Source organism: Halomonas sp. ML-15 (assembly GCF_014779595.1).
Lineage (GTDB): Bacteria > Pseudomonadota > Gammaproteobacteria > Pseudomonadales > Halomonadaceae > Franzmannia.
The window spans coordinates 28,738-41,433 of sequence record NZ_JACXZT010000015.1; the positions used below are offsets into that span (position 1 = coordinate 28,738).

At 61.1% G+C, this 12,696-nt stretch carries 13 protein-coding genes; 1 reads left to right on the top strand and 12 read right to left on the bottom strand.

Features of this window, described 5'->3' with window-relative positions; all coding sequences use genetic code 11:
- Positions 1 to 66 precede the first annotated feature (66 nt).
- On the top strand, positions 67 to 300 hold the full coding sequence (locus tag IEI94_RS09180) for a hypothetical protein (protein WP_191167009.1): 234 nt from the start codon (positions 67 to 69) through the stop codon (positions 298 to 300).
- Between the two features lie 6 nt (positions 301 to 306).
- Here the strand turns inward: IEI94_RS09180 and IEI94_RS09185 are convergent, their stop codons facing one another.
- From IEI94_RS09185 to pyk, 12 genes are all read right to left on the bottom strand, one after another.
- Complete coding sequence (locus IEI94_RS09185; protein WP_191167010.1) at positions 307 to 1,458, bottom strand: mandelate racemase/muconate lactonizing enzyme family protein; 1,152 nt, start codon at positions 1,456 to 1,458, stop codon at positions 307 to 309.
- 32 nt (positions 1,459 to 1,490) lie between these two features.
- Positions 1,491 to 2,675, bottom strand: a complete 1,185-nt coding sequence (locus IEI94_RS09190) for an alpha-hydroxy acid oxidase (RefSeq protein WP_191167011.1) — start codon at positions 2,673 to 2,675, stop codon at positions 1,491 to 1,493.
- A gap of 16 nt (positions 2,676 to 2,691) precedes the next feature.
- A complete protein-coding gene (locus IEI94_RS09195) occupies positions 2,692 to 3,600 on the bottom strand; it encodes a dihydrodipicolinate synthase family protein (RefSeq protein WP_191167012.1) in 909 nt (302 codons plus the stop codon).
- Positions 3,601 to 3,645: 45 nt separating this feature from the next.
- Positions 3,646 to 4,335 carry a GntR family transcriptional regulator gene (locus tag IEI94_RS09200; RefSeq protein ID WP_191167013.1) on the bottom strand — a complete coding sequence of 230 codons (690 nt, stop codon included), beginning with the start codon at positions 4,333 to 4,335 and terminating at the stop codon, positions 3,646 to 3,648.
- A 35-nt stretch (positions 4,336 to 4,370) separates the two neighbouring features.
- The gene (locus IEI94_RS09205) at positions 4,371 to 5,147 is read right to left on the bottom strand and encodes a sulfite exporter TauE/SafE family protein (RefSeq protein ID WP_191167014.1); all 777 of its coding nucleotides are present in this window, start codon (positions 5,145 to 5,147) and stop codon (positions 4,371 to 4,373) included.
- The gene (locus tag IEI94_RS09210) at positions 5,140 to 5,571 is read right to left on the bottom strand and encodes a PaaI family thioesterase (RefSeq protein WP_191167015.1); all 432 of its coding nucleotides are present in this window, start codon (positions 5,569 to 5,571) and stop codon (positions 5,140 to 5,142) included. Before IEI94_RS09210 ends, IEI94_RS09205 begins: the two co-directional genes overlap by 8 nt.
- Positions 5,568 to 7,088: a tripartite tricarboxylate transporter permease gene (locus IEI94_RS09215; protein ID WP_191167016.1), complete on the bottom strand. Its 1,521-nt coding sequence runs from the start codon at positions 7,086 to 7,088 to the stop codon at positions 5,568 to 5,570. Before IEI94_RS09215 ends, IEI94_RS09210 begins: the two co-directional genes overlap by 4 nt.
- 28 nt (positions 7,089 to 7,116) lie before the next feature.
- Positions 7,117 to 7,557, bottom strand: a complete 441-nt coding sequence (locus tag IEI94_RS09220; RefSeq protein WP_191167017.1) for a tripartite tricarboxylate transporter TctB family protein — start codon at positions 7,555 to 7,557, stop codon at positions 7,117 to 7,119.
- Positions 7,558 to 7,690: 133 nt separating this feature from the next.
- The gene (locus tag IEI94_RS09225) at positions 7,691 to 8,680 is read right to left on the bottom strand and encodes a Bug family tripartite tricarboxylate transporter substrate binding protein (RefSeq protein ID WP_191167018.1); all 990 of its coding nucleotides are present in this window, start codon (positions 8,678 to 8,680) and stop codon (positions 7,691 to 7,693) included.
- A gap of 60 nt (positions 8,681 to 8,740) precedes the next feature.
- Complete coding sequence (locus IEI94_RS09230; protein WP_191167019.1) at positions 8,741 to 9,544, bottom strand: enoyl-CoA hydratase; 804 nt, start codon at positions 9,542 to 9,544, stop codon at positions 8,741 to 8,743.
- Positions 9,545 to 9,580: 36 nt separating this feature from the next.
- Positions 9,581 to 10,777 (bottom strand): CaiB/BaiF CoA transferase family protein, encoded by a 1,197-nt coding sequence (locus IEI94_RS09235; RefSeq protein WP_191167020.1) that lies wholly within the window; start codon positions 10,775 to 10,777, stop codon positions 9,581 to 9,583.
- Positions 10,778 to 11,007: 230 nt separating this feature from the next.
- Positions 11,008 to 12,465 (bottom strand): pyruvate kinase, encoded by a 1,458-nt coding sequence (pyk, locus tag IEI94_RS09240; RefSeq protein ID WP_191167021.1) that lies wholly within the window; start codon positions 12,463 to 12,465, stop codon positions 11,008 to 11,010.
- Positions 12,466 to 12,696 lie beyond the last annotated feature (231 nt).

The window sequence follows — 12,696 nt, forward strand, 5'->3', positions numbered from 1 at the left end:
TGACCATAATGCAAAATTAAACGCCTGCTTGAGCGGCGATCGTCGAATCCCCATGAGAGAACACCCTTGAGAATTTCCCGGACTGGCGGCACACGCCGCGACAAGCAGAACGAGCCGGCCCATAGCGAGAAGCAGATCGAGGGCACGCTGATCATGCTGATCTACTCCGGTCGCCATACCAAGGCCGTTACCCTGTTCGCCGAGGCTCGGCGCATTCTGCCGGGCGTCGACCCCTGGCAACTCGACCGCGTAGCCAATCGCCTGGCCAGTAAGCTAAAGGAGAACGGCATCGAGTATTAAGGTGCCTCAGCCTCTCAAACGGTAGCCGTGGGCATCGTGGCTAGTCGAGGTGGCGAGTTGGGTGGCATCGAGACGCGCCGCTTCGAGGGCCTCATAGTTGGGGGTAAAGCCAAGCCCCGGGGCGCCCGAAAGCTGCATGCGGCCATCCAGCGGGTCGGGCGTGCCGTGGAAGAAGTGCTTGCCGACCTGCCAGATGCCGTAGTGAAACTCCACCGCCCCGCCGTTCATCAGTCCACACAGCAGATGCATGTTGAAGATCGGCCAACCACCACCGTTGGTCATCGGCATATTGAAGGCCTGGGCCATGTGCGCGACCTTGATCGATTCGGTAAAGCCGCCGTTGTAGATCACGTTGGGCTGGATGATATCCACCGCGCGCTCGGCGATGAACTCGCGGTAGCGCCAGCGATGCCCCTCCATCTGCCCCACCGCCACCGGCATGCTGACCTGAGCACGGAAGTCGACCAGTGCCCGCACGTCGTTCTGCTGGATCGGCTCCTCGAACCACAGCAGCCGGCAGTCGGATACTGCCTGAGCCAGCTGCCGCGCCTCGAACGGGTCGAACCAGCAGTTGGCGTCGATGATCAGGTCAGCGTCGTCGCCGATCGCCTCGCGCACGCAGCGCACCCGCTCCACGTCGTCCTTCCAGGTGCGTGACGGATCACCGCCAACCACCATCTTGAGCATCCGATGACCCTCGGCAAGAAAGCGCTTGGCGTGCTCGGCAAGCTGGTCGGTATCGAAGAACGGATAGCCGAAGGTGGCATAGGTCGGCGCCCAGTCGCGATAGCCGCCGATCAGTTCATGCACCGAGCGCTGCTCCTGTTTACCCCAGATATCCCACAGCGCAATGTCGATGGCCGATAGGGCATTGGAGATCACCCCGGTATAGCCGCGGGTATTGAGCTTACGCCAGACGTGGGCGTGGATGCGCTCGCGGTGCAGCGCCGGCATACCGAGCAGCGCCGGCTTGAGGTGGTGCTCGATACAGGCCACCACCGCCGCCGGCAGCATGGCACCGGTGAGACCGAATCCCGACACGCCAGTGTCTGTATCCACCTCAACGAACACGAACACGCGGCGCTCGACCGAGGCCTCGACGCCGGGCACGTCGACGTCCAAGGCATGGATCGTGGCGCGGATATCGGTAATGTTCATGGCAACGCTTCCTGATCGTGGTAGTGGGGGGGTCAGTGGCCGGCGGCCAGACGACTGGTCTCGTAAAGATTCTCGCGGCTCAGGCCGCCGATCTCGGTGACGCCGAGTAGCGCCATGTCGCGGCGCATCTCATCGGCCAGCAGGGTTGCCGCATGCCGTACGCCAGCGTCGCCGGCACAGGCTGCGGCGTAGTTGAAGGGCCGCCCGAGGAACACGAAACTCGCGCCCAGCGCCAGCGCCTTGATCACGTCGCTGCCGCGGCGGAAGCCGCTGTCGATCATGATCGGGATATCCGGCACGTCCGCCACCACCCGCGGCAGCACCTGCAGCGGCGAAACGGTGCCATCCAGCTGGCGACCGCCGTGATTGGAGAGGATGATGCCGTCGACCCCGGCCTGCCTCGCGCGTACCGCGTCCTCGGGATGCAGCACCCCCTTGACCACCAGACGTCCCGACCACAGCCGCCGCACCAGATCGAGGTACTCCCAGTCGAAATGGCTGCGGCCGGAAAAATCGCGAGCCACGTGCCGTGAGATGATCGGCGCGCCGCGCTCGGCATAGTTGTTCTCGAAGTGCGGCATGCCGTGACGCAGCAGCGTGCGACAGAAGGTGTCGAGCAACCAGCGCGGCCGCAGCAGGCCGTCCACCGCCAGCCGCGCGGTGGGCTTGAGCGGCGACGAGAAGCCGCTGCGAATATTGTGTTCCGGGTTGGGTGGCACCGGATAATCCAGCGTCACCACCAGGTTCTTGAAGCCGGCACGCTCGACGCGCTTGATCAGCGCCTCGATGGCATCCGGCGTGCCCGGCAAATAGGCCTGGAACCAGTCGGTACCACCGCTGGCGGCGACCTCCTCCATGGGAATCAGCGAGGCACCGCTGAGGATCATGGGGATGCCGGCAGCCCTAGCGGCCTGGGCAAGCACCAGGTCACCACGATAGGCCGAGATGGCGCTGATGCCCATTGGCGCGATACCAAACGGCGCCTGGTGGGTTTCGCCGAAGAGCGTGGTCTCGAGGGATATCGACGAGACATTGACGAAGGTACGCGGCACGAAGCGATAATCATCGAAGGCCGTGCGGTTGGCCCGGTAGGTCTTGCGATCCTCGGCGGCGTTATACACATAGCCGAAGATCGGCCGCGGCAATTTCTTGCGGGCCGCCACCTCGAAATCGTGCAGGTTGAGAATACCGGCCAGCTTGCGGTTGCGATGCGTCATCGAAGGGTTCCTGGACTCACATGGAGAAGCCGTGCTCACCGAGCGCGGCAGCGAGCTGGCGGCGCTGCGCCTCGTCCAGCGCCACCAGCGGCGGACGCACCCGGCACCAGTCGTCGCTGGCGCGGAAATCGGCGATCGCCGACTTGAGCGCAGGGATCATCGGAAAGCCTTCGAAGATGTCGCGGGTGGCATTCAGCGCCCTCTGCGCCTGATCGGCATCGCTTGCCTGCCACTGCTTGGCCAGCGCCACGATGGCGCGACCGTTGACGTTGGCCGTGGCGCTGATGCAGCCCGCACCACCCTCGCGCATGGTCTGCAGCAGAAACCTCTCGTTACCGGCATACACCTGGAAGCCATCGCCAGCGAACTGCTGGATCATGGCCCGGGTATTGTCCCAGTCTCCCGAGCTATCCTTGATACCGACGAAGGTCTGCGGATAGGCCTTGCGCAGACGCTCGATCAAGCCAAGGCTGATCGGTACCTGGGCCACCGGCGGAATGTGGTAGAGATAGATCTTGAGCGCCGCATCGCCGACTCGCTCGACCACTTCGGCGAAGTAGCGAAACAGCCCTTCGTCAGGCACGTTCTTGTAGTAGAACGGCGGCAGCATCAGCACTCCGTGACAACCCGTCTCGAGGGCATGCCGACTCAGCGTCACGGTATCTTCGATGGCACAGCTGCCGGTGCCCGGCATCAGCCGGCTACCCGGCACGCCGGCGTCGACCAGCGCATCGAGCAACTGCTGCTTGTGCGTCACGCTCAGCGAGTTGGCTTCCGAATTGGTGCCGAAAACGGCCAGACCCACGTCGCTGTCGACCAGCCACCGGCAATGTTCGATATAGCGAGACAGATCGGGCGACAGGTCGTCTTGAAACGGCGTCACTACGGGTGACCACACCTTGCCGCTGGCGCTACTGGCATTCATTATCTTCTCCTTGTGATTTGTCGTGACGGAAGACACCCGCCAGGCTCACTGCGGGGCGTCGTCCTGGCGTTCCAACCACCGTGCCAACCCCTTGCTGGTATGCGCGAGTCCCGCCTGATAGGCGCGGGCCTTGTCGTTGGCGACAATGGCGGCAACGATTTCGGTATGCTCCTCGTGGGACTTGCTCATCACCACCGCGCCCTGCAGCAGATACTTGCGGGCCAGCAGCGAGTCTTTGACCAGGTCACGATATATCGCACTGGCGCGCTGATGATTGGCAATTTTCAAGATAAACTCATGGAAGGCCAAGTTGAGATAAAAATACGCATCGGCATCATCTTGCGCTGCGGCTTTACCCATCTCGATCAGTTTTTTCTGCAACTCGCTTTTTTCTTCGTCACCGGCATTTTCTGCAGCCTTGCCGCATAAAAATGCAGTAATAAGCGCTCGAACTTCGCTATTCTCTACATACTCTTCGCGAGTGACTTTTTTCACGAAAACGCCGCGATTGGGAAGACTGTTCACTAACCCTGCTCGCTCCAGTCCCCTCCGCGCTTCGCGGACGATGCCGCGGCTGACATTGAACTTTTCCGCCAGACGCATTTCGTTAAGTCGCTCGCCAGGCTTTAAATAACCGGAAAGAATCAACTTTTCCAGTTCTTCAGCAACGATCGTCGTCAATGACGAAGCCTTGCGTTCGGTAATGATATTGGCCGATTCCAGCACAGGATCCATGGCGCGCCTCACTTATCAAAGAGATATCGGAGTGATCATATCAACACCAACTTCTCGAACGCCACCCACAGCAACCGGATGGACAACAGTGTCAGCAATATCTTCATGACAAAATCGAAGTTATTATTACTAACTTTCCGTAATACTTTAAGGCCTGCCCAGGTACCCACAAATCCTACGCCGATCATGGCCGCCATCAGCCATAGCCAGTCGAAGAACACGAAGCCTGCGAAGCCGAAAATGAACGCCTTGGAGAGATGCTGCAGCGACATCACCGCCGAAAAGGTCGCCACCCGCACCAGGCGCTCAGGGCTGATGTGCTTGAGATAGGCGGCCACGATCGAGCCGGCGGCACCGACGAAGCTGGACAGAAACGTGGTCAAGGCACCCATCACCAGGCTGCCGCCCATGCCCACGGCACGGGAGGGCAGCGACGGTCCCCAGCACATGAAGATCATGAAGCTGGCGATGATCAGTTCCAGCATCCCTGATGGCAAACGTATCAGCAACCAGGAGGCCATCGCTGCCCCGATCAGAATACCGGGGACGATGGCCGCCAGCCGCCGATAGTCGACGTCGCGCCAGGTCAGCCCGAAGCGGCTGCCGTTGGCACCCAGCTGGACCATCCCGTGCACCGGGATGACCGCCGCTGGCGGCATGACCTGGGCCATGGACATGATCAGCAGGGCGCTGCCGCCGATACCGAAGGCGCTGGTCATCCAGGAGGTGATCAAGCTCAGTAGCACCAGCAGCGCGTTGACGCCCCCCGACAAGGGGGAGAGTCCATCCAACAGCGCAAGCAGGTCAGCCATTCGCGGGCATCTTCCAGGTAGACGTCGCCATGCCAACCAGCTTGCCGGCCTCGTCGAAGGCGCGCGACTCCAGGAACGAGACGTTACGGCCCTGCTTGATAAAACGGCCCTCGAGCCTTACCGCTCCCACGCTGGCCGGACGCATGTACTGAATCTTCATTTCGATGGTACTGCCCCCCGCCCCCATGACGTGGTGGATGAGGTGTCCCATGGAGACATCCATCGCCAGCGCCATCACGCCGCCATGCAGGCTCCCCTGGGGGTTGTAGAGATGCGGCGCGACCGGCAGCGCCACATGACACACCTCGTCGGCATAGGTAATCGAGAGCTGCAGGAACTTGGCCAGGAAGAACTTCTCGAAGGCCGGTTCCTGGGTGGCAAGCGCCTCTTCGAACACCTCTCTTACCTTTGCTTCATCTATCATAATGGGGCTCCTTGGATATTGGCTTTCTTACGATAGGCGTTGAGCAGAATGCCGGAGAGAATCACCGCGACAAAGAACACCATGATGTAGAGCGACGACGAGCGCAGGAAGAAGATATCGAACGAGCCGCGGCTGATGATCAGGGTCTGGCGCAGCGACTCCTCCGCCATCGGGCCCAGCACCAGCGCCAGCACTACCGCCGCCGGCGAAAAACCGAAGCGCTTCATCAGAAAACCGATCACACCTGCACCCAGCATGATGAATACCTCGATCACGCTGGCATTGACGCTGAAGGTCCCCATCACGCAGACCACCAGCACCAGCGGGGCCAGAATACGGTAGGGTGCCTTGATGATGTAGACGAACAGCGGGATGGCAAAGATGCTGATCACCAGCAGTGCCATATTGCCCAGGTACATGCTGCTGATCAGGCCCCAGGCAAACTCGGGATTTTCCGCCATCAGCAGCGGGCCAGGGCGCAGCCCCCACATGATGAAGGCCGCCAGCAACACCGCCGTGGAGGCCGAGCCAGGGATCCCCAGGGTCAACAGCGGTACCATGGCACCGGAGGACGCCGCATTGTTGGCCGACTCCGGCGCCGTCAAGCCGCGCATTTCACCCTGACCGAACTTCTTGGGCGTGTTGGAAAGCGACTTCTCCAATGAGTAGGCCATCAGCGAGGCGATCGTCGCACCGGCGCCGGGAATCAAGCCGATACAGAAGCCAAGAATGGCATTGCGCGGCATGGTGAACTTGCTCTCGCGGAAATCCTTCCTCGTCGGCCAGAAGCGCTCTTCGTTCTGGTACTGAACGATCCCTCCAGTGCCACTCTTGTGAGCCCCGCTATAGAACGCATGGAAGAGCTCGCCTATCCCGAACAGGCCAATCGCCACAGGGATGAAGTGGATCCCACCGATCAATTCGCTTGAACCGAAGGTAAAGCGCTGATGACCGGTCTCCAGATCAACGCCCACCGTGCCCAGTGCGAAGCCAATCAGCGCCGACACCAGGCCCAGAATCCAGTTCCCGGACATCAGCGCCACCAGCGTCAGAATACCCAGCAGACAGAGCAGAAAGAATTCAGGCGGGCCGAAGCTGCGCGTGACCATGGCAAACATCGGCGCCAACAGGGTGATCAGGATCACCCCGATAGTGCCGCCGGTAAAGGACGCACAGGCCTGCATGACCAACGCCGGCCCGGCGCGCCCCTGCTTGGCCAGCGGGAAGCCGTCAAAGGTCGAGGCTACCGTAGTGGAGTCACCGGGAGTATTGAGCAGGATGGCGGTGATGGTGCCACCGTACATGGCGCCATAGTAGATCGCTGCCAGCATCATCACCGCACTGATCGGGTCCATGCTAAAGGTGACCGGCAGCAGGATCGCGATGCCTGCCGAGGGACCAAAGCCGGGAATAGCCCCGATCATCATGCCGATCGCCGCACCCAGCAGCAGGTACAGCAGGTTCATAGGTGTGATGGCGATCGACAAGCCCATCAACAGATTGTCAAAGATTTCCATTGCGATACCCTTGTCTATTTGTTGTGGACTACCACCACAAACCGTGTGGCAATGATGCGTTCAGCAAGCCACCAAACAGGAAGTGGATGACAACCGGCACCGCTACCGTGACAGCAGCATTGGTAACGTGCTTTCCACGGTTGAAATAGAACAGCGTGGCGCCGATATAGGCAGGTATTGCGATGATATAGCCAAGCACCATCAGCAGCACGCCAAAGGTCAGCGACAAGCCGATCAATACGGCCGCGTCCTGGTACTGGCTGTCCTGAGCCCCGGAAAACAGCGTGCCTTTCTTGATATCGAGCAAGATCGTCAACAGCATGGCCAGGACGATGGCTACGCCCAGGATTCTAGGGAAAAAACCTGGCCCCATCCGTCCGCGGTTGGTAAAGAACGTCAGGTCGACAAATGCCATATAGGTGTAGCAGACCGCTACGACCAGAATAAAAAGGTAGAAAAAGAGTCTCATGATAAGTCTCACTGAGGCTGCTGCGAGATGTAAATGCTGCACAGCCATCTGCGCAGCGTGGCCACATTCAGCGTCTGATTAACCCGGCCATGCCTGCGCATGGCCGGGAGCAACCTTTATTGCTACTTACGGATCAGATCGCACCAGTTTCAGTGAGAATGGTCTCGAAGTTATTGATCGTGTTTTCCAGGAAGTCGGTAAAGTCATCCCCGAACTGAACGTTTTCGGTCAGGAAGTTGGACTCCACGTATTCAGCCCACTCGGGGGTTTCCACCACCTTGGCAATGGTATCGATCCACCAGTCGCGGGCTTCATCCGGCACCCCCGGCGGCATGATCAGGCCACGCGGCATGGCCACTGCAGCATCGCCATAGCCAAGCTCAGCGAAGGACGGCACGCCCTCGAGCGCATCGGGTACGCTCTCACCACTGAAGGCCAGCGCGCGGAAATCACCGGATTCGATCAGGCCGATAACCGAGCCGGGCGTTGCCACCATGGCGTCGACCGACTTCGAAAGCAGTGCCGTGGTGAGCTCCCCCTGCTGGTTGAAGGGCACGTAGTCATAGTCGTAGTCCGCTTCCTGGGAGAGCAGCTGGGCGACGATGAAGTCGTTGTTGACCGAGCCGATACCGCCTACCGCCGGCGGATTTTCACGCGCCCACTCGAGGTAGTCATCGAAGTCCTGGATATCGCTCTCGCCATTGACGACCAGCACCTGGTCATCCGCAGCCATCAGCGCAATATGCGTGAACGACATGGTGTCCCAGGGAGTATCGGCCTGCAGCGGGGTCGCGATAAAGCTACCGCTGGTCGTGGAGAGGTGGTAGGGATTGCCTTCCTGGTTGAAGACGTAACCCCATCCCACTGCACCACTGCCCCCGGGACGATTGGTGGCAACGATATTTTCGGGGTACAGGTCGTACTTCTCGAGGATATCGATCAGCGTGCGAGACAGCACGTCATTGCCGCCACCGGGGCCAAAGGCAATAGTGATATTCAGCTGCTCTTCCGGCTCCCAGCCGTCAGCGAGGGCATGGCTGCTGGTCAAGACCAGACTGCCGGCGGCGAGTGCAACAGCGGTAGCGAGCGTGGTACCAGTCTTCTTGAGCTTGGCGTTGTTCATGACGTACTCCTGGTTATTCTTGGATCTATGGGTAGTGACGAGGTTTTACTTTTTTTACGCTTACTTGCCTTTGAAGTGGGGTTTACGTTTCTCCTTGAATGCGGCCTGGCCCTCTCGATAGTCTTCACTTTCGAAACATGCCGTTACCATACGGCTGACCTCTTCCACTGAAGGAGCGTCGTCCTCCTGCAGCACACAGCGGATACCGGTCTTGACCGCCTGCATGGTCAAAGGTGCATAGCCGGCCATGGTGGTAATGCGTTCATCGACGATCTTGTCGAAATGCTCTTCGCTGAACACCTCATTGACCAGGCCGATCCGGCCCGCCTCGCTGCCACTGAAGGTACGGGCAGTAAGGAACAGCTCCGCCGTGCGCGTGGCACCGACAATATCCACAAAACGCTTGATGCCCTCATAGGCGTATCCCACACCAAGCTTGCCTGCCGGCATGCAGAACTTGGCCGTCTCGGTGCTATAGCGCAGGTCACAGGAGAGTGACAGCCCCATGCCTCCGCCCATGCAGATGCCCTTGACCGCGGCAATGGTCGGCTTGCTGCTGCTGCGCAGTGCCGATTGAGCGGCGTTGACACTGTCGGCGTAGTGCTGTGCCTGCGCCTTGTCACTGCGCTTTTCCTTGAACTCGCTGATGTCGGCCCCCGACATGAAGGCCTTTTTGCCAGCCCCCTGCAGCACGATAACGCGCACGTCATCGTTGCTCTGTGCATCAGTCACGGCCTTTGCAACGCTCTTCCACATGTCCAGTGACATGGCGTTATAGCGCTTTTCATTGCAGATAATGATGCGCAGTACGCCGCCATCTAGCGTGGTATCGATATAGCCGGGTGGTTTTTCCTGGACACTCATTGTTGTGCTTCCTCGTATTAGGTCAGGCAGGCCTGATTAGACGGCACCAATCTCATGAAAGTGACGGATCTGTTCCTGGGAATACTCCAGCTCGCCGAGAATTTCATCGGTATGCGCGCCACATTTTGGCGCCACTTTCGCCACCTTGGCAGTGGTGCGCGACAGCGTGACCGGCTGAGTGATGAAGTACTTTTTGCCAATCTCAGCATCATCGACTTCCTGATAGACGCCGAGGTGTTGAATCTGCGGGTCTTCGAACATTTCCGGTACCGTGTAAACCGGCCCGGACGGTACGCCGAAGGCATTCAGACGATCGACCCAATAGTTGACGCTCTGGGTGGAGAAGATCTCCTGGATCAGGGCATTGAGCTCCTGGCGATGCTCGCGACGATCCTTGACCGTCTTGAAGCGCGAATCCTCGCCCCACTCCGGCTTGTCCAGCGCCTTGCAGAACTGAACCCATTGGCCATCGCCTGAGACCCCGATATTGAAGTCGCCATCGTTACCGTGGAACAGCCCCATCGGGCAGCTGGTGGGGTGATCGTTACCCGCCTGAATCGGCACATCGCCCTCGTTGAGGAAACGCGCTGCCTGGAAGTCGAGCATGGCGATCTGGGCATGCAGCAGTGACGTATGCACCCACTGGCCCTCGCCGGACTGCTCACGCTCGAGCAGCGCCGTCATGATTCCAAGCGCGGTGTACAGGCCGGCGCTGGAGTCGGCCACGGCGATCCCCGCACGTACCGGCCCCTGGCCCGGCAGGCCGGTCACCGACATCATGCCGCCCATGCCCTGGACGATCTGATCGAACCCTGGCCGCTTGACGTAGGGGCCCGACTGCCCGAAGCCGGATATGCTGGCCAGGATGATGCGTGGATTGATCTTCTTCAGCGACTCGTAGTCGACCCCCAGCCGCTCCTTGACGTCAGGGCGCCAGTTCTCGACCACCACGTCGGCCTCTTCCACCAGCTTGTAGAGGATCTCCTTGGCTTCCGGCTTCTTGAGGTTGAGCGTCAGCGAGCGCTTGTTGCGGTTGAGGTTCTGGAAGTCTCCCCCAAGGCGCACATCGGCAAACATATTGGCGTTGGGATCGACGCCCATCGGCGGCTCGATGCGGATGACGTCGGCACCGAAGTCGGCGAGCATGCGGACACAGGTTGGTCCCGCTCTGACGCGGGACAGGTCCAGCACACGAAACCGCTTCAACGCGCTTGACGCTTGAATCTTCGCCATCTCACACCTCTTGTAAATTGTTAACAGTTTACAAAAGCTAGCAGCGCTGGCCGAAAGCGGTCAACGAATAATCGATTTTCGGCGCCTATACATTGGTCGTAGGGGAGTGCTTGAAAGCCGGTATGAGCGGCTTACAGGCAGTACATGCTTGCGGCAGAAACAGGCCAGGAAACAGCACTCTCGCGCTTCCTGGCCGGTCACTTCAGTGGTGGGTACCCCTGCTCCGCCTGTCAGCGAACCTCGAGAATCTTCAGGGTATTGGTGCCGCCGTGGGCGTTCATATGGTCGCCGCGAGTCAGGATCATCAGCTGGCCGGCCTCGGCGATACCGTGGTCCTTGAGGATATCCATGGCCCGGCGGTTGAGCTGGGTGGGGTCCATGTTGGCGGTGTCGAAGGGCAGTGACACCACCCCGCGATACAGCGCCATGCGCCGCTGGGCGGTGGGCCTGTGGGCCAGCCCGACGATCGGCAGCCCGGAACGGATGCGCGAGGCGATCAGCGGCGTATAGCCGGTGGCGGTCATGCAGGCGATGGCGGCCACGCCCTCGAGGTGGTTGGCGGCGTACATCGCCGACAGCGCGATGGTCTCGTCGATCTGGGTGAAGCCCTCGTGGATGCGGTGGCCGGACTCCTGGGCGCTCTTCTCGCGCTCGGCGCCCAGGCATAGCCGGTGCATCGCCTCGACGGTCTCCACCGGGTAGCTGCCGGCGGCGGTCTCGGCGGAGAGCATCACCGCGTCGGTGCCGTCGAGCACCGCGTTGGCGACGTCGAACACCTCGGCGCGGGTCGGCAGCGGCGACTCGATCATCGACTCCATCATCTGGGTGGCGGTGATCACCGCGCGATTGAGGCTGCGGGCGCGCTTGATCATGCGCTTCTGGACGCCGATCAGTTGGGCGTCGCCAATCTCCACGCCGAGATCGCCGCGGGCCACCATCACCGCCTCGGAGGCGGCGATGATGCCGTCGAGGGTGGCGTCGTCGGCCACCGCCTCGGCGCGCTCGACCTTGGCCACCAGGCCGATCTCCTTGCCGGCTTCGCCGAGCAGGTCACGCGCTTCCTGCATATCGGCGGCGGAGCGCGGGAAGGAGACCGCCAGGTAGTCGACGCCGATGTCGACGGCGGTCTTCAGGTCGGCCTTGTCCTTGTCGGTGAGGGCCGCGGCGGAGAGGCCGCCGCCCTGCTTGTTGATGCCCTTGTTGTTGGAGAGCTTGCCGCCGACGATCACCGTGGTGTGGACTTCCTGGCCGCGGATCGCGCTGACCTCGAGCACCAGGCGGCCGTCGTCGAGCAGCAGGCGGTCGCCGACGGCGACGTCGTCGGCCAGGGTCTTGTAGTCGCAGCCGACCCGGGACGCGTCGCCGGCATCGCTGTCCAGCGCCATATCGAGCACGAAGGCCTGGCCTTCATCGAGGTTCACGGCGCCATCGGCGAAGCGGGCGATACGGATCTTGGGGCCCTGCAGGTCGCCGAGGGCGGCGACGCTCCTGCCGAGGCGTGCGGCGATCTCGCGGACCCGGGTCAGGCGCTGGCGATGGTCGTCGGCGGAGCCGTGGGAGAAGTTGAGGCGTACCACGTCGACGCCGGCCTCGAGCATGGCCTCGAGGACGCCCTCGCGGTCGCTGGCCGGCCCCAGGGTGGCGACGATCTTGGTGCGGCGGATGGCGTTGAGCGGGACGGTCGACATCTGAGTCTCCTGAGTGGTAATGCCAGACAATCAACAGGTTGGATGCTATCGCTGCATCGCTGTCCGGCGTGTTCGATGTTATGTAGTGATTTTACTACATGATACTACACCATGGCCTTGGCACGAGGAAACGCCTTGCCGAGCCCCACCTCGGCGGTCTAGGGTCAAAGGGCCTTGGCGGTGCCACCGTCGCAGTAGTAGGTGGCGCGGCGCCAGGCGCCGGGACTAGCG